Origin of the sequence: Escherichia sp. E10V10, from assembly GCF_004211985.1 — a bacterium.
Classification (GTDB): Bacteria; Pseudomonadota; Gammaproteobacteria; order Enterobacterales; family Enterobacteriaceae; genus Escherichia.
This window is the reverse complement of sequence record NZ_RHJO01000021.1, coordinates 49,497-67,747: the sequence shown is the minus strand read 5'-3', so window position 1 is coordinate 67,747 and position 18,251 is coordinate 49,497. Positions and strand designations below refer to the sequence as shown.

At 47.8% G+C, this 18,251-nt stretch carries 19 protein-coding genes and 2 pseudogenes; 12 read left to right on the top strand and 9 right to left on the bottom strand.

What is annotated here, in order from left to right; all coding sequences use genetic code 11:
• Positions 1 to 76: 76 nt before the first annotated feature.
• Positions 77 to 958 carry a LysR family transcriptional regulator gene (locus D9736_RS19715; protein WP_130219101.1) on the top strand — a complete coding sequence of 294 codons (882 nt, stop codon included), beginning with the start codon at positions 77 to 79 and terminating at the stop codon, positions 956 to 958.
• An 88-nt stretch (positions 959 to 1,046) separates the two neighbouring features.
• Entirely contained in the window at positions 1,047 to 2,237 is a 1,191-nt protein-coding gene (ydeA, locus tag D9736_RS19710; protein ID WP_130219099.1) for an L-arabinose MFS transporter, read from the top strand.
• A gap of 24 nt (positions 2,238 to 2,261) precedes the next feature.
• Here ydeA and marC read toward each other — a convergent pair whose 3' ends face one another.
• The gene (marC, locus tag D9736_RS19705; protein WP_130209251.1) at positions 2,262 to 2,927 is read right to left on the bottom strand and encodes an NAAT family transporter MarC; all 666 of its coding nucleotides are present in this window, start codon (positions 2,925 to 2,927) and stop codon (positions 2,262 to 2,264) included.
• Between the two features lie 210 nt (positions 2,928 to 3,137).
• Between marC and marR the strand changes: the two genes are divergently transcribed.
• The 3 genes from marR to marB are packed head-to-tail and all read left to right on the top strand — an operon-like array spanning position 3,138 to position 4,225.
• Positions 3,138 to 3,572, top strand: coding sequence for a multiple antibiotic resistance transcriptional regulator MarR (marR, locus tag D9736_RS19700; RefSeq protein WP_130209253.1), 435 nt, complete (start codon positions 3,138 to 3,140; stop codon positions 3,570 to 3,572).
• A gap of 20 nt (positions 3,573 to 3,592) precedes the next feature.
• Positions 3,593 to 3,976, top strand: a complete 384-nt coding sequence (gene marA / locus D9736_RS19695; protein ID WP_130209255.1) for an MDR efflux pump AcrAB transcriptional activator MarA — start codon at positions 3,593 to 3,595, stop codon at positions 3,974 to 3,976.
• A gap of 30 nt (positions 3,977 to 4,006) precedes the next feature.
• Entirely contained in the window at positions 4,007 to 4,225 is a 219-nt protein-coding gene (gene marB, locus D9736_RS19690) for a multiple antibiotic resistance protein MarB (RefSeq protein ID WP_130209257.1), read from the top strand.
• A 30-nt stretch (positions 4,226 to 4,255) separates the two neighbouring features.
• On the opposite strand, the gene eamA is transcribed toward marB, so the two are convergent.
• A complete protein-coding gene (eamA, locus tag D9736_RS19685; protein WP_130219097.1) occupies positions 4,256 to 5,155 on the bottom strand; it encodes an O-acetylserine/cysteine exporter in 900 nt (299 codons plus the stop codon).
• A gap of 194 nt (positions 5,156 to 5,349) precedes the next feature.
• Between eamA and ydeE the strand changes: the two genes are divergently transcribed.
• Positions 5,350 to 6,537 carry an efflux MFS transporter YdeE gene (ydeE, locus tag D9736_RS19680; RefSeq protein WP_130258980.1) on the top strand — a complete coding sequence of 396 codons (1,188 nt, stop codon included), beginning with the start codon at positions 5,350 to 5,352 and terminating at the stop codon, positions 6,535 to 6,537.
• 40 nt (positions 6,538 to 6,577) lie between these two features.
• On the opposite strand, the gene D9736_RS19675 is transcribed toward ydeE, so the two are convergent.
• On the bottom strand, positions 6,578 to 6,973 hold the full coding sequence (locus D9736_RS19675; protein WP_130258979.1) for a rhodanese-like domain-containing protein: 396 nt from the start codon (positions 6,971 to 6,973) through the stop codon (positions 6,578 to 6,580).
• Positions 6,974 to 7,067: 94 nt separating this feature from the next.
• On the opposite strand from D9736_RS19675, the pseudogene ftrA reads away from it, so the two are divergent.
• The 3 genes and pseudogenes from ftrA to D9736_RS23660 all read left to right on the top strand — a co-directional run bounded on the left by ftrA (position 7,068) and on the right by D9736_RS23660 (position 8,347).
• Positions 7,068 to 8,039: pseudogene (ftrA, locus tag D9736_RS19670) on the top strand (transcriptional regulator FtrA).
• A gap of 107 nt (positions 8,040 to 8,146) precedes the next feature.
• A complete protein-coding gene (gene mgtS, locus D9736_RS19665; RefSeq protein ID WP_064529968.1) occupies positions 8,147 to 8,242 on the top strand; it encodes a protein MgtS in 96 nt (31 codons plus the stop codon).
• Positions 8,242 to 8,347: pseudogene (locus D9736_RS23660) on the top strand (hypothetical protein). Before mgtS ends, D9736_RS23660 begins: the two are co-directional and overlap by 1 nt.
• Positions 8,348 to 8,461: 114 nt before the next feature.
• On the opposite strand, the gene D9736_RS19660 reads toward D9736_RS23660, so the two are convergent.
• Both D9736_RS19660 and dcp read right to left on the bottom strand, forming a co-directional pair.
• Positions 8,462 to 9,352 (bottom strand): diguanylate cyclase, encoded by an 891-nt coding sequence (locus D9736_RS19660; protein ID WP_130258978.1) that lies wholly within the window; start codon positions 9,350 to 9,352, stop codon positions 8,462 to 8,464.
• A 363-nt stretch (positions 9,353 to 9,715) separates the two neighbouring features.
• Entirely contained in the window at positions 9,716 to 11,761 is a 2,046-nt protein-coding gene (gene dcp, locus D9736_RS19655; RefSeq protein WP_130258977.1) for a peptidyl-dipeptidase Dcp, read from the bottom strand.
• Positions 11,762 to 11,897: 136 nt separating this feature from the next.
• Here dcp and ydfG point away from each other — a divergent pair, with 136 nt between their 5' ends.
• The 3 genes from ydfG to ydfZ all read left to right on the top strand — a co-directional run bounded on the left by ydfG (position 11,898) and on the right by ydfZ (position 13,797).
• Positions 11,898 to 12,644 carry a bifunctional NADP-dependent 3-hydroxy acid dehydrogenase/3-hydroxypropionate dehydrogenase YdfG gene (gene ydfG, locus D9736_RS19650; protein WP_130258976.1) on the top strand — a complete coding sequence of 249 codons (747 nt, stop codon included), beginning with the start codon at positions 11,898 to 11,900 and terminating at the stop codon, positions 12,642 to 12,644.
• A gap of 88 nt (positions 12,645 to 12,732) precedes the next feature.
• Positions 12,733 to 13,419, top strand: coding sequence for a DNA-binding transcriptional regulator rspR (gene rspR, locus D9736_RS19645; protein WP_130219085.1), 687 nt, complete (start codon positions 12,733 to 12,735; stop codon positions 13,417 to 13,419).
• A gap of 174 nt (positions 13,420 to 13,593) precedes the next feature.
• The gene (ydfZ, locus tag D9736_RS19640) at positions 13,594 to 13,797 is read left to right on the top strand and encodes a putative selenium delivery protein YdfZ (RefSeq protein ID WP_000214710.1); all 204 of its coding nucleotides are present in this window, start codon (positions 13,594 to 13,596) and stop codon (positions 13,795 to 13,797) included.
• 39 nt (positions 13,798 to 13,836) lie between these two features.
• Here the strand turns inward: ydfZ and D9736_RS19635 are convergent, their stop codons facing one another.
• From D9736_RS19635 to D9736_RS19620, 4 genes are all read right to left on the bottom strand, one after another.
• Positions 13,837 to 15,297, bottom strand: a complete 1,461-nt coding sequence (locus D9736_RS19635; protein ID WP_130258975.1) for a mannitol dehydrogenase family protein — start codon at positions 15,295 to 15,297, stop codon at positions 13,837 to 13,839.
• Positions 15,298 to 15,430: 133 nt separating this feature from the next.
• Positions 15,431 to 16,714 (bottom strand): TRAP transporter large permease, encoded by a 1,284-nt coding sequence (locus tag D9736_RS19630; RefSeq protein ID WP_130258974.1) that lies wholly within the window; start codon positions 16,712 to 16,714, stop codon positions 15,431 to 15,433.
• Positions 16,715 to 16,738: 24 nt separating this feature from the next.
• The gene (locus D9736_RS19625) at positions 16,739 to 17,215 is read right to left on the bottom strand and encodes a TRAP transporter small permease (RefSeq protein ID WP_130258973.1); all 477 of its coding nucleotides are present in this window, start codon (positions 17,213 to 17,215) and stop codon (positions 16,739 to 16,741) included.
• Between the two features lie 51 nt (positions 17,216 to 17,266).
• On the bottom strand, positions 17,267 to 18,241 hold the full coding sequence (locus tag D9736_RS19620; RefSeq protein WP_130258972.1) for a TRAP transporter substrate-binding protein: 975 nt from the start codon (positions 18,239 to 18,241) through the stop codon (positions 17,267 to 17,269).
• Positions 18,242 to 18,251: the final 10 nt, after the last annotated feature.

Sequence of the window (18,251 nt, the reverse complement as noted above, 5' to 3'; positions counted from 1 at the left end):
GGTGTGAAGATACGCAGATTTACTCTTTCGTTAAAATGAATAATATTAAGTCACTTGTTCACGAATCGAGAATACTATGGATCTGACCCAGCTGGAGATGTTTAACGCCGTTGCCGAGGCTGGCAGCATTACCCAGGCGGCAGCAAAAGTGCATCGTGTGCCATCTAACCTGACTACCCGTATCCGCCAGCTGGAAACAGAACTCGGCGTTGAACTGTTTATTCGCGAGAATCAGCGTTTACGTCTCTCTCCTGCCGGGCATAATTTTTTGCGCTATAGCCAACAAATTCTCGCGTTGGTCGACGAAGCGCGAAATGTTGTTGCTGGCGATGAACCACAAGGCTTGTTTTCTCTCGGTTCGCTGGAAAGCACCGCAGCGGTACGCATCCCAGCTACACTGGCAGAATTTAACCGTCGTTATCCTAAAATTCAGTTTTCCCTTTCCACTGGCCCTTCCGGAACTATGCTGGACGGTGTACTTGAGGGAAAACTGAATGCGGCATTTATTGATGGTCCGATTAACCATACCGCCATTGACGGGATGCCGGTGTACCGCGAGGAGTTGATGATCGTTACGCCGCAAGGACATACTCCCGTTACCCGCGCCAGTCAGGTTAATGGTTGTAATATCTATGCCTTCCGCGCTAACTGCTCGTATCGCCGCCACTTTGAGAGCTGGTTTCATGCCGACGGCGCAGCGCCGGGGACAATTCATGAGATGGAGTCATATCACGGTATGCTGGCCTGTGTAATCGCCGGAGCGGGAATTGCGCTTATTCCTCGTTCCATGCTGGAAAGTATGCCGGGGCATCATCAGGTTGAAGCCTGGCCATTAGGTGAGCAATGGCGTTGGTTAACGACATGGCTGGTCTGGCGTCGTGGCGCGAAGACTCGTCAGCTTGAGGCGTTTATTGAACTGCTTGACACATCGCTGGAACAGCATGAAGCGGCAAAATGAGATGTAGATCACAAAGTCATTGTATTCACATCATTAACCGTTTTAAGATCATTTCATCACCTTTTTGCAACTCACCCGATAATCTGTTATGACAACAAACACTGTTTCCCGCAAAGTGGCGTGGCTACGGGTAGTTACGCTGGCAGTAGCCGCCTTCATCTTCAATACTACCGAATTTGTCCCTGTTGGCTTGCTTTCTGACATTGCGCAAAGTTTTCACATGCAAACTGCTCAAGTCGGCATCATGTTGACCATTTATGCATGGGTAGTAGCGCTAATGTCATTGCCTTTTATGCTAATGACCAGTCAGGTTGAACGCCGCAAATTGCTGATCTGCCTGTTTGTGGTGTTTATTGCCAGCCATGTGCTGTCATTTTTATCGTGGAGCTTTACCGTTCTGGTGATCAGTCGAATCGGCGTTGCTTTCGCACATGCTATTTTCTGGTCGATAACGGCGTCTCTGGCGATTCGCATGGCGCCAGCAGGTAAACGAGCGCAGGCGTTGAGTTTAATTGCTACCGGTACAGCTCTGGCAATGGTATTAGGTTTACCCATTGGTCGAATTGTGGGGCAATATTTCGGCTGGCGAACGACGTTTTTTGCCATTGGTATTGGAGCGCTTATCACCCTGCTATGCCTGATTAAGTTACTTCCATTACTCCCCAGCGAGCATTCCGGGTCGTTGAAAAGTCTTCCGCAACTGTTCCGCCGCCCGGCATTGATGAGCATTTATTTGTTGACGGTAGTGGTGGTTACCGCGCATTACACGGCATACAGCTATATCGAGCCTTTTGTGCAAAACGTAGCTGGGTTCAGCGCCAATTTTGCCACGGCATTGCTGTTAATGCTCGGAGGCGCAGGCATCATTGGTAGCCTGATTTTCGGCAAACTCGGCAATCAGTATGCGTCTACGCTGGTGAGTGCGGCAATTGCGTTATTGCTGGTGTGCCTGGCGCTACTGTTACCTGCGGCGAACAGTGAGATGCACCTCGGCGTACTGAGCGTTTTCTGGGGGATTGCGATGATGATCATCGGCCTTGGGATGCAGGTAAAAGTGCTGGCGCTGGCACCGGATGCTACCGACGTTGCGATGGCGCTATTTTCGGGGATATTTAATATTGGTATCGGTGCCGGGGCGCTGGTGGGTAATCAGGTGAGTCTTCACTGGTCGATGTCGATGATTGGCTATGTTGGCGCGGTGCCTGCTCTCGCTGCGTTAATATGGTCAATTGTCATATTCCGCCGCTGGCCAGTGAAACTCGAAGAACAGACACAATAGTTGAAAGGCCCATTCGGGCCTTTTTTAATGGTACGTTTTAATGATTTCCAGGATGCCGTTAATAATAAACTGCACCCCCATACACACCAGTAAGAAGCCCATCAGGCGGGAGATCGCTTCAATTCCCCCCTTGCCCACCAGCCGCATAATTGCGCCAGAGCTACGTAGGCTTCCCCACAAAATGACCGCAACCAGAAAAAAGATCAGCGGCGGCGCAACCATCAGAACCCAGTCTGCGAAGGTTGAACTCTGACGTACTGTGGACGCCGAACTGATGATCATCGCAATGGTCCCCGGTCCGGCAGTACTTGGCATTGCCAGTGGAACAAAGGCGATGTTGGCACTGGGTTCATCTTCCAGCTCTTCGGATTTGCTTTTTGCCTCCGGTGAGTCAATCGCTTTTTGCTGGGGGAAGAGCATACGGAAACCAATAAAAGCGACAATTAAGCCGCCAGCAATACGCAGACCGGGAATCGAAATCCCGAATGTGTCCATCACCAGTTGTCCGGCATAGTACGCCACCATCAAGATGGCAAAAACATATACCGAGGCCATTAATGACTGACGATTACGTTCGGCGGTGTTCATGTTACCCGCAAGCCCGAGAAACAACGCTACGGTAGTTAACGGGTTCGCTAACGGCAATAACACCACCAGCCCCAGGCCTATCGCTTTAAACAAATCTAACATTGGTGGTTGCCATCCTGTGTCGCTAGTTATCTGCGAAAAGTATAAAGGGTAAACAAGGAGAAAGTTTCACTCTTTAACTAATCTTGCAGCACACTGCGCAATACTTGAACCGATTTAGCAAATCGTGGCATCGAGGGATTCATTCGTTTGACTTATACTTGCCTGGGCAATATTATCCACTGCAACTAATTACTTGCCAGGGCAACCATTGTGAAAAGTACCAGCGACCTGTTCAATGAAATCATCCCATTAGGTCGCTTAATCCATATGGTTAATCAGAAGAAAGACCGTCTGCTTAACGATTATCTGTCACCGCTCGATATCACCGCGGCACAGTTTAAGGTGCTCTGCTCTATCCGCTGCGCAGCGTGCATTACTCCCGTTGAGCTGAAAAAAGTCCTTTCGGTTGACCTTGGCGCGCTGACCCGCATGTTGGATCGCCTGGTTTGCAAAGGCTGGATTGAGCGGTTGCCGAACCCGAATGACAAGCGCGGCGTGTTGGTGAAACTCACCAGCAGTGGCGCGGCAATATGTGAACAATGCCATCAATTAGTTGGCCAGGACCTGCATCAAGAATTAACAAAAAACCTGACGGCGGACGAAGTGGCAACGCTTGAGCATTTGCTTAAGAAAGTCCTGCCGTAAACAAAAAAAGAGGTATGACGATGTCCAGACGCAATACTGACGCTATTACCATTCATAGCATTTTGGACTGGATCGAGGACAACCTGGAATCACCACTGTCACTGGAAAAAGTGTCAGAGCGTTCAGGTTATTCCAAATGGCACCTGCAACGGATGTTTAAAAAAGAAACCGGCCATTCATTAGGTCAATACATCCGCAGCCGTAAGATGACAGAAATCGCGCAAAAGCTGAAAGAAAGCAACGAGCCAATCCTCTATCTGGCAGAACGTTATGGTTTCGAGTCACAGCAAACGCTGACTCGCACCTTCAAAAATTACTTTGATGTTCCGCCACATAAATATCGGATGACCAATATGCAGTGCGAGTCGCGGTATTTGCATCCATTGAATCATTACAACAGTTAATAAAAATGTGACAACGTCACTGAGGCAATCATGAAACCACTTTTATCCGCAATGGTAACCGCGCTTATTCTCTTTTCCGCGCAGAGCTTTGCGGAACAAACCTCGCAACCGGTCGTTACTTCCTGTGGCGATGTGGTGATTGTTCCCCCATCGCAGGAACAGCCACCGTTCGATTTAAATCACATGGGTACAGGCAGTGACAAATCGGATGCGCTGGGCGTGCCCTATTATAACCAACACGCCATGTAGTTTATTCAGGCCCCGGCATATCGGGGCTTGTTAGCCTCTCACCTTCACCGCTTTACGCCACCGCAAACCAAACACATTGATATACAGTCCGGTCATAATGAGCACGGCACCTAAGAATTGCAGACCTGTTAGGCGTTCATCCAGCAGTAACGCTGCACTTGCCAGACCGACTACCGGCACCAGTAATGATAATGGTGCGACACGCCATGTCTCATAGCGTCCAAGCAGCGTACCCCAGATCCCATAACCAACTATCGTCGCCACAAATGCCAGATACATCAACGCCAGAATGGTGGTCATGTCGATAGTGACCAGACTGTGAATCATTGTTTCCGAGCCATCGAGAATGAGCGAGGCGACAAAAAACGGGATTATAGGGATTAATGCGCTCCAGACGACCAGAGACATCACTGCCGGACGGGATGAATGAGACATGATCTTTTTATTGAAGATATTGCCACTCGCCCAACTAAATGCCGCCGCCAGGGTCAAAATAAAACCGAGCATCGCCACATGCTGACCGTTAAAGCTATCTTCGATTAACACCAGTACGCCAAAAATCGCTAACGCAATCCCCGCCAGTTGCTTACCGTGCAGCCGTTCGCCAAAAGTAAAAGCACCGAGCACGATAGTAAAAAACGCCTGAGCCTGTAAGACCAGCGAGGCTAGTCCTGCCGGCATACCGAAGTTAATGGCGCAAAAGAGAAAGGCAAACTGCGCAAAACTGATGGTTAAACCATACCCCAGCAGTAAATTCAGCGGTACTTTTGGCCGCGCCACGAAAAAGATTGCCGGGAAGGCGACCAGCATAAAGCGTAAACCGGCCAGCATCAGCGGTGGCATGTTATGGAGCCCCACTTTGATGACCACAAAATTAAGCCCCCATACAACGACGACTAATAGCGCCAACAACCCATCTTTCCGCGACATTTTCCCGCCTCTGAATTTTCATTTTTTGTCAGCAATCAACTTAGCTGAATTTACTTTTCTTTAACAGTTCATTCGTTAATCACCGTTTACCACGGCATTAATGGCAAATAAGTCGCTATACTTCGGATTTTTGCCATGCTATTTCTTTACATCTCAAAAACAAAACATAACGAAATGCATTGTCGGACAGCCAAATGAACTTATCTCTGAGACGCTCTACTTGCGCCCTTCTCGCCTCGTCGTTGTTATTAACTATCGGACGCGGCGCTACGCTGCCATTTATGACTATTTACTTGAGTCGCCAGTACAGTCTGGGTGTCGATCTCATTGGTTATGCGATGACAATTGCGCTCACTATTGGTGTCGTTTTTAGCCTCGGTTTTGGTATCCTGGCGGATAAGTTCGACAAGAAACGCTATATGTTACTGGCAATTACGGCCTTCGCCAGCGGTTTTATTGCCATTCCCCTGGTGGACAGCGTCACGCTGGTGGTACTTTTTTTCGCACTCATCAACTGTGCCTATTCCGTTTTTGCCACTGTATTGAAAGCCTGGTTTGCCGACAATCTTTCATCCACCAGCAAAACGAAGATCTTCTCGATCAACTACACCATGCTCAACATTGGCTGGACCGTCGGCCCACCACTCGGCACCCTGTTAGTCATGCAGAGCATCAATCTGCCCTTTTGGCTGGCAGCTATCTGCTCAGCGTTTCCCATGGTTTTCATTCAAATTTGGGTAAAGCGTAGCGAGAAAATCATCGCCACAGAAACAGGCAGCGTCTGGTCGCCAAAGGTTTTGTTACGGGATAAAGCGCTGCTGTGGTTCACCTGCTCGGCCTTTCTGGCTTCTTTCGTGAGCGGTGCCTTTGCCTCTTGTATCTCGCAATATGTGATGGTCATAGCGGATAGTGGTTTTGCTGAAAAAGTGGTCGCAGTGGTCCTGCCTGTTAATGCCGCGATGGTGGTTACGTTGCAGTATTCCGTTGGGCGACGAATTAACCCGACCAACATCCGCGCGCTGATGACGGTAGGCACACTCTGTTTTGTCGTCGGTCTGGTCGGTTTTATTTTTTCCGGAAACAGCCTGCTATTGTGGGGAATTTCAGCCGCGGTATTTACTGTTGGTGAAATTATTTATGCTCCCGGTGAGTATATGTTGATTGACCATATTGCGCCGCCTGGAATGAAAGCCAGCTATTTTTCCGCTCAGTCATTAGGCTGGTTGGGTGCAGCGGTAAATCCATTAGTGAGTGGTGTGGTACTGACCACTCTCCCGTCTTCCTCGCTGTTTATCATCCTGGCGGTAGTCATCATTGCCGCATGGGCGCTGATGTTAAAAGGTATTAACGCCAGACCCCAGGGGCAGCCAGCACTCTGTTGACATTCGTGCCGTGCCACTGCTGGCACGGCTTTGCTAATCATTATTCTGAGGCAAAGGCATAGTCTTCATCTTCCCAGCCGGTTATCCCGCCAAGCATAATTTTAACCGGCTTTCCGAGTCGAGCCAGTTTGAGTGCCGCACGGTCTGCACCGTTACAATGTGGCCCCGCACAATACACCACAAATAGCGTACCGTCCGGCCATTCGGCCATTCTCTCTGCGGTCATTTGCTTATGGGGTAGATGGAGAGCGCCTGGGATATGCCGACGCGCGAAGTCCTCTTTACGTCCAACCACATGAAGTAAAACGAAATCATCGCCAATATAAGCCAGAGAGTCATGAACATCGGCACAATCTGTTTCGACACTCAAGCGCGCGAGAAAATGCGCCTCAGCAACTTCCGGCTTCGCTGTGGTAAATTCAGTGACATAACGCATAGTGCTTTTTCCTTTTGGTTTGTCGTGTTAACAATAATGTAACCAATCTACTTTTCACTGACCGCCTCTCGATATGCCAGAAAAGAGCAAAATGATGACAACGTTACAACGTCCGCTGGTCGTTGCACTGGCTTATGACGGGCTATGTACTTTCGAATTTGGCGTAGCCGTTGAAATATTCGGCCTGCCACGACCGGAACTGGGCGATAACTGGTATCGTTTTGCCGTTGCTGCGGTAGAGCCTGGTGCGCTGCAAGCCACCGGGGGGATCCACGTGGTGGCAGATGGAGGGCTGGAATTATTGCCCAACGCCGATATGGTTATTATTCCTGGCTGGCGCGGAATAGATGCAAAAGTGCCAGAGATGCTATGTCAGGCATTGCGCGAGGCACACCAGCGCGGTACTCGCCTGGTATCGATATGCTCTGGCGTGTTTGTCCTTGCCGCTGCGGGCCTTCTTCACCAGCGAAAAGCGACCACCCACTGGCGCTACACTGAACAACTCCGGCACCGTTACCCTTCAATCAGCGTAAGTGACAATGTGTTATATCAGGATGAAGGACAAGTGATGACCTCCGCCGGAAGCGCCGCGGGGATCGATCTGTGTTTACATATCGTGCGCAAAGATTTTGGCCATGAGATTGCTAATAATGTCGCCCGGCGGCTGGTCATACAGCCACATCGCCAGGGGGATCAACCACAAAATCTGACGCGCCCAATGGCCTCACCGCGTGAAAGCCAGACGTTAGGTGCATTATTCGACTTTTTGCAGCAGAATCTGGCACAAACACATACGGTGTCTTCCCTCGCCGAGCGGGTAAATATGAGTCCGCGCACTTTTTTGAGACGTTTTGAGGCGTTAACCGGCATGACGCCCGCCCGCTGGCTGCTCAATTAGCGCTTAATACGAGTACAGGATTATCTGCAAAATTCGGCTTTTAACATCGATAAAATTGCCGAGCTGACGGTTTTTGGCAATTCAGCGTTATTGCGTCATCACTTTCACCAACGTTTTTTATTATCCCCTTCGCAATATCGTAAAAACAGTCGCTCCCCATCACAATAACCGCCTGATTCAGCCTTTGTTTAGGTAATATCTGCTAATATCTTTCTCATTGAGATGAAAATTAAGGTAAGCGAGGAAACGCACTACACAATAAACGGAGGAAAATAATGTTGGGTAATATGAATGTTTTTATAGCTGTTCTGGGAATAATTTTATTTTCTGGCTTTCTGGCCGCATATTTCAGCTACAAATGGGATGACTAATGAACGGAGATAATCCCTCACCTAACCGGCCCCTTGTTACAGTTGCGTGCAAGGGGCCTGATTTTTTGACGGCGAAAAAAAAGACCGCCAGTAAACCGGCGGTGAATGCTTGCATGGATCGATTTGTGTTTTGCTTTTACGCTATCAGGCATTTCTCTGCGCTGGTAACGGTTCTTTGACACAGTAGCATTATTTTTCTCAATGAATGTTAAACAGAGCTTAAACTCGGGCAATCACGTTTTGTTCGTCAATAAACATGCAGCGATTTCTTCCGGTCTGCTTGCCTTCATACATTGCTTTATCTGCTCTTCCTATAACCACATCCAGTGATTCTTCAGGAAATGCGCGGCTTACTCCGGCAGTCACGGTTATGTTGATATGCCCTTCAGAATGCGCAATTGCGTGGTTATCAACTAACTGGCAAATACGGACTCCTGCACGACAGGCATCGTCATCATTAGCCGCTTTGACGATGATGATAAATTCTTCACCCCCATAGCGATAAACCGTTTCGTAATCACGCGTCCACCTGGCTAAGTTAGTTGCCAGAGCGCGCAATACCACATCACCGATTAAATGCCCGTAGGTATCATTAACCAGTTTAAATCGGTCTATATCCAGCAGCATTAAATAAAGATTCAATGGTTCAGCATTACGTAATTGATGCTCAAAGGATTCATCAAGTACCCGACGGCCAGGTAATCCCGTCAATACATCCATATTGCTGCGAATAGTCAGCAAATAAATTTTGTAATCTGTTAATGCTGCGGTAAAAGAAAGCAACCCTTCCTGAAATTCGTCAAAATGAACTTCCTGCCAGCGATTTTCGACAATAGCCAGCATTAATTCCCGGCCACAGTTATGCATATGCTGATGGGTAGAATCGATTATCCGAACGTAGGGTAATTCATCACTATCGAGTGGTCCATGATGATCAAGCCACCGACCAAACTGGCACAGTTCATAAGAATGGTTATCCGTAATTTCTGGCTGACTGGTATCTCTCGCTACCACGCTATGAAACATACTCACCAGCCACTGGTAATGGGCATCGATAGCCTTATTGAGATCTAACAAGATAGCATCGATTTCCGTTGTCTTCTTGATCATTGCCACTCCTTTTTCACAATTCCTTGTGCGTTCTATTGTAACGAGAGAAAAGAAAATTTATGTCAACAATTCCATAGAAAAAACATTAATTAATGGATAAAAATATAACGGCGTGATTTAAAACAAAATAAACAGAAAAAAGTGATTAAATCTGTCAGAACACGTTAAATTCAAGCCAGAAGATATAATACCGATTATGCCAAAGGGAAGAAGGTAATGGCCTGAAAGATTAGGTCTTTTGGCAGTATTATAAATCCAATTATTTCTGCAAATGTACGCAGATCCCGGATAACTAAAAAAGAAATGAACAGCATATTATAATATAGCACCGGACTGGATGTAGCCCGGTGCTATATGGAGGAATTATACGTTCAAGCCGCGATGTTGCAGCATCGGTGTAATCTGTGGTGCCTTACCTCGCCATTGGCGATACAGGTGTTCTAAATCTTCGCTATTACCTTTGGAAAGGATAGCGTCGCGAAAACGTTGCCCATTTTCACGCGTTAAACCGCCTTCCTCGACAAACCATTGATAACCATCGTCTGCCAGCATTTGCGTCCACAGATACGCGTAGTAACCCGCCGCGTATCCGCCACCAAAAATGTGAGCGAAATAACTACTGCGATAACGCGGCGGTACCGCGGGAAGATCCATGTTTTCCGCCGCCAGCGCCCGAAGCTCGAAATCGTCCACGTCCTGGCGTGCTTCATTCTCCTCCAGACAATGCCAGCGCATATCAAGAAGCGCAGCGCTAAGTAACTCGCTCATCTCGTAGCCTTTATTGAACAGGCTGGCATTGCGCATTTTCTGTTGTAACTCTTCCGGCATGGTTTCTCCGGTTTGGTAATGCTTCGCATAGCGAGAGAATACCTGCGGATTTGTCGCCCAGTGTTCGTTGATTTGTGAAGGGAACTCGACGAAATCACGCGGCGTGTTGGTGCCAGAAAGCGTCGCATAACGTTGGCTAGCAAACAGGCCGTGCAGCGTATGACCAAATTCATGGAATAAGGTTATAACATCGTCCCACAATAACAATTCAGGTTCGCCTGTCGCTGGTTTCTGATAATTGCAAACATTGTAAATAACGGGACGTGTGTCATTGAGCGTCGATTGCTCAACAAAATTCCCCATCCACGCGCCGCCGCTTTTGGAATCACGGGCAAAGAAATCACCGTAAAATAGCGCAAGACCGACTCCGTTATGGTCAAATATTTCCCATACGCGCACATCCGGGTGATAGACCGGTATATCAAAGCGCTCGACAAATTTAATGCCGAAAAGCTGATTTGCAGTCCAGAATACCCCCTCATTCAACACTGTGTTCAATTCGAAATAAGGCTTGAGCTGCGCTTCATCGAGATCGAATTTCTCGCGTCTTACCTGCTCGGCATAAAATGCCCAGTCCCACGGCTGGACGCTAAATCCGCCTTGCTGCTTTTCGATAACCGCCTGAATAGACGCCAGTTCATCGTCTGCTCGCTTACGCGCGGCCGGGACAATTTCACGCATGAAGTTAAGTGCTGCTTCGGGTGTTTTTGCCATCTGGTCGGCGATTTTCCACGCAGCATAATGAGGGAAACCAAGCAGTTTCGCCTGCTGCGCGCGGATCTCCACCAGCCGTTGAATAATGGCACGGGTATCGTTAGCGTCTTTTTTTTCTGCCCGAGTCCAGCCCGCAGTGAACAGTTTTTCACGCGTCGCGCGATCGCGCAGTTCGGCAAGCGCCGGTTGCTGGGTGGTATTCAGCAGTGGGATAAGCCACTTGTTATCCAGACCTTTCTCGCGCGCTGCATCCGCCGCCAGGGCAATATCTTGCTCACTCATCCCGGCCAGTTGCCCAATATCGTCAACCACCAGCCCACCGGATTTGTTCGCCGCTAATAACCGCTGGTTAAACTGACTGATAAGGGTCGCCGCCTCTGTATTCAGCACTTTTAATTTTGCCTTATCGGCCTCTGCAAGTTTGGCCCCGGCAAGAACAAAACGTTGATGAATCACCTCGACCAGTCGAATAGATTCGCTATCAAGACGCAGAGATTCACGGCGCTTCCAGATGGCATCGACCCGAGCGAACAATTCGCCGTTCAGGTAAATGTCATTAGCCAGTTCTGCAAGTTCTGCCGAGAACTGTTCATCAAGACGCTGTAATTCATCGTTGGTATGCGCCGAGGTCATAGCGAAAAAGACGCTGGTCACACGTGTGAGTAATTCCCCGCTCTTTTCAAGAGCCAGAATAGTATTAGTAAAATCGGGCGTCTGTGGGTTTAACGCTATCGCTTCTATCTCAACCCGCTTTTGCCGCATCCCCTCGTCGAATGCCGGGCGATAGTGATGATTTGCAATCTGATCAAAATGGGGCGCCATATAAGGCAGCGTGCTCTGCGTAAGAAAAGGATTCGTCGTTGACATTTTCTACTCCTGAAAACGAGGTGTTCCATAGCGTAGGCTTACTGATAACGGAGTGCAATGTTGCAAACCAGTATTACCCGCTCTTAAGCATCACGTGCTATGTTAGTGACACACAAAAGCGTTGAGGAACAGTGAGATGATCGTTTTAGTAACTGGAGCAACGGCAGGTTTTGGTGAATGCATTACTCGTCGTTTTATTCAACAAGGGCATAAAGTTATCGCCACTGGCCGTCGTCAGGAGCGGTTGCAGGAGTTAAAAGACGAGCTGGGCGATAATCTGTATATTGCCCAACTGGACGTCCGTAACCGCGCCGCCATTGAAGAAATGCTGGCATCGCTTCCTGCCGAGTGGAGTGACATTGATATTCTGGTGAACAATGCTGGACTGGCGCTGGGTATGGAACCTGCACATAAAGCGAGCGTTGAAGACTGGGAAACCATGATTGATACCAACAATAAGGGCCTCGTGTATATGACGCGCGCAGTCCTGCCGGGCATGGTTGAGCGCAATCGTGGTCACATTATTAACATTGGTTCAACGGCGGGTAGCTGGCCATATGCAGGTGGCAACGTCTACGGCGCGACAAAAGCGTTTGTTCGTCAGTTCAGCCTGAATTTACGCACAGATCTGCACGGTACGGCAGTACGTGTCACAGACATCGAACCAGGGCTGGTGGGTGGCACCGAATTTTCCAATGTCCGCTTTAAAGGCGATGACGGCAAAGCAGAAAAAACCTATCAAAATACCGTTGCACTGACGCCAGAAGATGTCAGTGAAGCCGTCTGGTGGGTAGCCACTCTCCCCGCTCACGTTAACATCAATACCCTGGAAATGATGCCGGTTACCCAAAGCTATGCCGGTTTGAATGTCCATCGGCATTAATTTTTATACCCGGCCTCACCGCCGGGTTATTGCTTGTCACAAAAAAGTGGTAGACTCTTGCAGTTAACCCACTCAAAAGCAATAACGAATGACCGTCGAAACACAACTTAATCCCACACAGCCTGTCAATCAGCAAATTTACCGTATTCTTCGCCGCGACATTGTGCATTGTCTGATTGCACCAGGTACGCCATTGTCGGAAAAAGAAGTTTCTGTTCGTTTCAATGTGTCACGCCAGCCGGTTCGCGAAGCCTTCATTAAACTGGCTGAAAACGGCCTGATTCAAATTCGCCCGCAGCGTGGCAGCTACGTCAATAAAATCTCCATGACCCAGGTTCGCAATGGCAGTTTTATTCGACAGGCCATTGAGTGCGCGGTGGCACGGCGGGCAGCGAGCATGATCACTGAAAGCCAGTGCTACCAACTTGAGCAAAATCTTCACCAGCAACGCATTGCCATTGAGCGCAAACAACTGGATGATTTTTTTGAACTTGATGACAACTTCCATCAACTCCTTACCGATATTGCTGACTGTCAGCTCGCGTGGGACACCATTGAAAACCTGAAAGCGACCGTTGACCGGGTGCGCTACATGAGTTTTGACCACGTTTCGCCGCCGGAAATGCTGCTTCGCCAGCACATGGATATTTTCTCTGCGCTGCAAACACATGATGGTGATGCCGTTGAAAAGGCAATGGCATTGCATTTGCAGGAGATTAGCGAGTCCGTACAGCTAATACGCCAGGAAAATAGCGACTGGTTCAGCGAAGAGTAATTCTTTACCTCTCATCCCATTCGGGGTGAGAGTTCATCCCCTTCTTCTGGTTTATGCAAGCATCAAAAAAGATGTGAACTTGATCATAAACAAAAAAAAATTCACTCGACAGGAGTATTTATATTGCGCCCGTTACGTGGGCTTCGACTGTAAATCAGAAAGGAGAAAACACCTATGACGACCTACGATCGTAACCGTAACGCAATCACTACTGGCAGCCGTGTTATGGTTAGCGGCACCGGTCACACTGGCAAGATCCTGTCGATTGATACTGAAGGTCTGACCGCAGAGCAAATCCGCCGCGGTAAAACCGTAGTAGTTGAAGGTTGTGATGAAAAACTCGCACCTCTGGACCTGATTCGTCTCGGCATGAACTAAGCGTGTGAATGCCGCCATCGGCGGCATTGCTGTCACTTATCACTTCACCGCATATTTCGCCACGGTCGCTTTCGCACCATGCGCTAATAAAGACAAATACGCTTCCGTCACCTTTGCAGTGAACAACGCATTGTTCGGCAAATCATCACCAAATATCGCATTAATCACCATCAAGGACTGCACGCGCGCTTTCCCTTCTGCACTACTTTGCACGGCCTTCTGAATGGCCGGTAATAACGGGTCGCTGATTTCGATGGGATTACCCTGCTCATCAACACCGCCGACATATCGCATCCAACCAGCGACGCCAAGCGCCAACAAATCGAACGCGCTGCCCTGTTTCAGATGCCAGCGAATGGAATCCAGCATACGCTGTGGGAGTTTCTGACTGCCATCCATCGCAATCTGCCAGGTTCGATGGCGTAACGCTGGATTACTGTAGCGTTCAATCAGTCGATCCGCATAATTTTGCAGATCCACGCCCTGCACTTTCAGCGTCGGCGCCTGTTCCTGCAACATCAAGGCATGTGCCGCACGGCGATAATTTTCATCTTCCATACAGTCGTTAATATGCTGATATCCGGCCAGATAGCCCAGATACGCCAGGAATGAGTGGCTGCCATTGAGCATACGCAGTTTCATCTCTTCATAAGGCAGCACATCGCTGACCAGTTCAGCACCTGCTTTTTGCCATTCCGGACGTCCGGCAACAAAGTTATCTTCAATAACCCACTGACGGAACGGTTCACAGGCAACACCTGCTGGATCGCGCACGCCGGTAAGGTGCTCAATTTTATTCAGCGTTTCTGCCGTAACCGCAGGAACAATGCGATCAACCATTGTCGAAGGAAAAGTCACGTTTTCGACAATCCATTGCGCCAGTTCTGTATCGACTGCATGCGCGTAAGAAGTGACAACGTCACGCATCACATGACCATTTTCCGGCATATTGTCGCACGACATTACCGTAAATGCCGGTAAGCCTGCGGCCTTGCGCCGGGCCAGCGCCTCCACAATAACCCCTGCTGCCGTTTTCGGCTGGTGGGGATTATTTAGATCGTCAACGATCATCGGATGATCCAGCATTAACAGCCCGGTCGCCGGAGAGTGAAAATAGCCTTTCTCTGTAATAGTCAGAGAAACAATTGCAATTTGCGGTTCGCACATGGCAGCAAGCACAGCTTCTAAACCGTCTATTTGCACGTGCAACGCTTTTTTCACTACCCCCACTACACGAGCGGTCCAGGCATCGGCCGACATTTCCGCAACGGTATAGAGATTATCTTGCTGTTTTAGATCGGCGATTTGCTGTTCCCCGCCAATCAGGTTCACTTCATAGTAGCCCCAATCGCTGTGATGCTGGGCAGCCAGGATATCGGCATACACGCCCTGATGCGCGCGATGAAATGCGCCAAAACCTAGATGAACAATTTTGGGCGCCAGGTTATTACGATCATAAACAGGGAGTGTCGCCCTGGCGTTAAAAAGTCTGTTTTCCATATGAAGACCTGTTTCTGTTAATTAAACTACGATGTATCTGTTGCAAATATCGCAGTGGTATATTTATCTCTTATCATTAGCGAAAACCCGGCTACACTATCGGAAAATATAACCGGGTAACGAATAAAATGGATTATTTCATACCCAGCAATGCCGGAAGCCACAGTGAAAGCGCAGGAATATAGGAAACCAAAAACAGTAATATGATATTTCCTGTAATAAACGGTATTACAGCTTTACTGATCTCCCCTAAGGAGACACGAGCAATTCCCTGCGAAACGAAGAGACACACGCCAACAGGTGGTGTCGTCAAGCCGATAACAAGGTTCATTACCATCATTACTGAAAAATGGATTGGATCCATGCCGATAGCAGTTGCAACTGAGAGTAATGGCGTAAAGAGAATCAACAATGCTGCGATGGTTTCCATAAACATCCCTACCAATAACAACAGCAGGTTAATCATCAGAATCAGCAGATACTTGTTGTTCGTAATAGATAACATACCATCGGCAATTTGCTGCGGGATCCCTTCAGATGTCAGGATCCAGGCAAAAACATTGGCGAAACCAACCAGCATCAATATGCCCGCAGTACCGCTGATACTTTCCATCATACATCCCATGAATTTGTTCACAGTCAAGTCGCCATAGACAAAAAAGCCCACGATCAACGAAAACACAACTGCAAACACAGATGCTTCAGTAGGAGTAAACAGACCCGTTACCAAACCACCGATAATCATGACCGGCATTAGAATTGCCCAGATCGCCCCACGCGTAGCATGTAAACGTTGACGAAATGTAGCCCGCTCACCTTTTGGATAACCCCGTTTATGTGCCAGATACCATGCGATACCTGCCATGGTTAGGCCCATCATTAAACCAGGAACTGCCCCAGCGATAAAAAGTTTACCCACTGACAAACCGGTTAACGTACCAACAATGATCATTGGTACACTGGGAGGAATAATTGGACCGACTGTCGATGCCACTGCAGTAATTGCCCCAGAAAATGGTGCATCGTAACCACTGCGTTTCATTGCGGGGATCATAACTGAACCAATGCTGGCTGCTTCAGAAACTGCGGTGCCGGAAATACCAGCAAAGATCATTGAACCACTAACGTTGGCCATTGCTAAACCACCACGAATGTGACCCAGCCATGCGTTACTGAAAGATACAATGCGGTCAGTAATACCGCCGCCGTTCATTAATCCTCCCGCCAGCAAAAAGCCGGGGATACAAAGCAGTACAAAAGAGTCCATACCACTAAAGAACTGATTCGCCATAATGGCGAGTCCCATATCAGTGACCAGTAGATAGAAGATTGACGATAACGCAAGGGAGAAAATAACCGGCACTCCCAGCATAAGTGAAACAAAGAATATCACAAACAGACCAATAGTCGGATTCATGCGCTGTTCTCACATTAGAAAATTCTATTTCCGCTCTTGCGGCGTAAAATCCCGAATTAAATTAAACAAAGTAAAAAGCGACATGTTTCCGGTAATAATAATTACCGAGAATGTTACCCATGCCTGTGAAATAGGCAGTGTAGTGGCCATACGCCACATTGTGCTTTCTACGTATTCTACGGAGTTGACCATTAGAGTAATTGAGCAGGTAAGAATAATTAGATCAATAATTAGCACCAGATATTTCTTCAAACCAGGTGACAGCAGACTAACTACCAGATCTACGTTTACCAACTCACGTTTACCCGTTGCCAGTGCACAACCAAATGCGACGACGTAAACCAGTAAAAAACGAGCGACTTCCTCTGTCCATGCTGGTGAACTTATTGGTAATGGCCGAGATATAACCTGGAGCAATACAACACCAATAAGTGCAACTAATAAAACCGTACCAATAGTTAAATAAATTCTTTCTATATAGCCATATAACTTATTAAACATATCTGTCCCTCAGTAGCTCAAAAAAAGGGGGAACCTTTCCCCCTTTTACTATTATTTTGTTGCGCGAGCTTTTTCGTAAAGAGGTTTGATTTGTGGGTTAATAGTTTTTTCAACCGATTCATTTGCTATTCGAGCGAACTCTTTCTGATGAACATCAACCAACGTCATCCCTTTCGCTTGCAGAGCTTCAATTAATTTAGCTTCATCCTGTAAATATAGTTCGTGTTCATAGGCCTGTGCCTCTTTGCCTGCATCAATAATAGCCTGCTGGTATTCTGGCTTCAGCTTATTAAACTTCTTCGTCCCCATAACCAGATAAATCCAGCTACGAACATGTTCTGTCCTGTTAAGATACTTCTGTACTTCAAAGAAACTACCACTCATAATCATAGAAAGTGGATTTTCCTGCCCTTCAATCACTCCCTGCTGCAAGCCAGTAAAGACTTCAGAAAATGCCATTGGTGTCGGTTGCGCGCCCAAATCTTTCCAAACGTTGATGAACATTGGTACGTTCGGTAAACGTAGAGTCAACCCTTTAAGTTCTTCCGGATTGGTAATCGGACGGTTAGACGTCAGGTTACGGGGGCCGCGTTCAAACCAGGCGATGGTTTTCAGTTTCACACGCTCTTCAATATCTTTGGATATTTGTGCGCCAACTTCACCATTAACAATTTTTGCCATTTGTTCTGAAGAAGTAATCATATAAGGCACTGCCAGCAATGCCGCAGAAGGTGCCCAGTTTTGTAATGACTCACCTGTAATGGTCATATCAACGCTTCCTAGCTGAATTGCGTTAATAATATCCATTTCTTTACCTAATGATTCATTAGGATAGATTTTAACTTCTACCGCATTATTTGTTTTTTGCTTTACCAACTCAGCAAACTTCAGTGAGGCTTTATGCCAACTATGTTCTTCATTTACAGGATGCCCTAATTTTAGGGTAACGTCTGCGGCGATAGCTGAAAAACTTAATAATCCACCAAACAGAGTACAAAGTGCCAGAGATAGCTTTTTCTTTTCCATGATTAATGTT